Source organism: Paracoccus shanxieyensis (assembly GCF_009711265.1).
Lineage (GTDB): Bacteria > Pseudomonadota > Alphaproteobacteria > Rhodobacterales > Rhodobacteraceae > Paracoccus > Paracoccus shanxieyensis.
Map to the genome: position 1 here is coordinate 1 of NZ_WMII01000063.1, position 1,635 is coordinate 1,635.

The 1,635-nt window shown below is 66.4% G+C and carries 2 protein-coding genes and 1 pseudogene; all 3 read left to right on the forward strand.

Going from position 1 to position 1,635, the window contains the following annotated elements:
• Positions 1–456: pseudogene (locus GL284_RS21425) on the forward strand (phage late control D family protein); the annotation flags it as partial.
• A gap of 27 nt (positions 457–483) precedes the next feature.
• Positions 484–720 (forward strand): hypothetical protein, encoded by a 237-nt coding sequence (locus GL284_RS21180; RefSeq protein WP_155046383.1) that lies wholly within the window; start codon positions 484–486, stop codon positions 718–720.
• On the forward strand, positions 720–1,559 hold the full coding sequence (locus GL284_RS21185) for a hypothetical protein (RefSeq protein ID WP_155046384.1): 840 nt from the start codon (positions 720–722) through the stop codon (positions 1,557–1,559). The genes GL284_RS21180 and GL284_RS21185 overlap by 1 nt, the downstream gene beginning before the upstream one ends.
• The last annotated feature ends 76 nt before the right edge of the window (positions 1,560–1,635 follow it).

Sequence of the window (1,635 nt, forward strand, 5' to 3'; positions counted from 1 at the left end):
GTGCAGCGCCGGGGCGAAGGCGTAACCGCCGCCGGTGACGCGCTGACCGCGCCCGTGCTGACCGCAGCCCGGCTCAGCGACTGGAGCTGGTCATGGCGCGGCCGCACCGTTTACCGCGCCGCTGAATCGGAATGGACCGACACAGCGACCGGCGTCACCCATAAGGTGAAGGTCGGGACCGGCACGCCCCGCAAGAAGATCCGCCACCCCTTCGCGACCGAGGCCGAAGCCACCCGCGCCGCCGAGGCCGCGCTGACCGGCGCGGGCCGCGCCGAGATGGAGTTCAGCGGGACGGTCGCGGGGTTCGAGCCACGGCTCCTGGGCGGGGCCTCGGTCGCGCTTCAGGGGCTGGAGCCGGTGATCGATGGCGCATGGCATCTGAAATCCGTTTCGCATCGGCTGGATGGCGGCGGGCTGATTACCGAATTCCAGGGCGAGCGGGGCAAGGATGCCTGACGCGCCCGAATATGAAAGGACATCGACATGCCGCTTTTGACCATTGGACAGACCTGGTCCGACCCGATCGAATTGCAGCCGCGTGACATGGTGCAGAACCATGGGCTTTTCCTGATCGAACTGTGCCCCAACAATCCGCTGGTCGATGCCGCCAGCCTGCGTCTGCCGCCCGATACCGGTGCGATCGAGATTGATCAGGCGGTCAGGGTCGTCGCGCGATCGCTGGGCGGGGCGGGCCATCTGTCGATCGTGCGAGGCTTCTGATGCTGATGGACCTGCTTGGGGTCTGGCCGCCCCGGCGGCGCGGTGCCGGGGCGCTCGCTTTGCCGCGCGTCAGTCTGACCGGCGATGAAGGGCTTGGAGCGTCGGCGCATTCGTTTCTGGCTTTTGCGATCCAGCCCGCTCCGGCAGGGGGCGATTTCGCGGGGCTCTGGTCGGGTCCGGTTGCGCTGAACTATGAAGGCTTCAGCTCGCTGCGCCAGCGCTGGGAGTTGAACCGCGCCGACCGCACGGCGGCTTATTCCGGCGCGCTGCTGTTGACGGAAATCGGCGATCTTGCGACCGGTCTTGCCGATCCCGCCAGCCCTCAGGGCATCGAGACGCTGCAATATCTCTGGCGCTACACGATGGCCGCGCAGGCCAAGGGGTGTCGCATGGTGGTGATCTATCCCCCATGGGGGCCCGAGGGCAGCGACATGGATGCCGATGCGATGGCAAAGGCGCGCTATTGGCAGGACTGGCTGCGTGCCCGGCCGGAAATTACCGTGCCGGTCTATCTGATGCCGGTGCCGGTGATCGTCAGGGGCTTCATCAACATGCATGCCCCAGAGAGCATTTATTCCGATGGGCTGCATCTGCGCGGCCCGGCCGACCCGCCGCCGAATGAGAACATGCGCGCGCTGGCCCATGCCCTGCGGATGATGCTGACGGGACGGCCGGAAACCGACGATCCGGTCTGGAGCGAAGATCTGCGGGCGATGGTATCGATCGCATGGGCGGCGATCGCGTCACATGCCTGCACCGGGCTTGGTGGCAGCGTGCATGTCGCGCCCTATCCGGTGGCATCCGATCCCCTGCCGGATCCGACTGTCGGGGGCCAATGAAGGGGGCTTGAAAGGAGTGTTTAAGGCGCGGTCACGAAAAACGCGCTGCTGACAATATCTCTGTCCCTGAGTGACA